Below are 213 nucleotides of genomic sequence, written 5' to 3'. Positions count from 1 at the left end.
CGGGAAATCCGAACGTCAACCGTAGGAAGTTCTCCACCAGCGTCAGTGAGTTATCTGGGTAGAGGAAGGGCTGGCCGACCGATTTCTTGTAGGCGTACGCGGCGATGGTGGGCAGCTTGGCCAGCAGCCGAATGGTCGACAGCTCGACTTGACCGTTGTCCATGGGGTCCAGAGCATCCTGGTAGTACGCCGACAGCGCATTGACCACGCTGG

At 59.6% G+C, this 213-nt stretch carries 1 protein-coding gene; it reads right to left on the bottom strand.

The features are described from left to right. On the bottom strand, positions 1 to 213 hold a 213-nt coding region (locus BST12_RS30230), incomplete at both ends, for a citrate/2-methylcitrate synthase (protein WP_281254859.1).

The sequence above is a fragment of the Mycobacterium angelicum genome (assembly GCF_002086155.1).
GTDB classification, from domain to species: Bacteria; Actinomycetota; Actinomycetes; order Mycobacteriales; family Mycobacteriaceae; genus Mycobacterium; species Mycobacterium angelicum.
The sequence above is the reverse complement of the archived record's forward strand: the minus strand, read 5'-3'. Positions and strand labels throughout refer to the sequence as shown.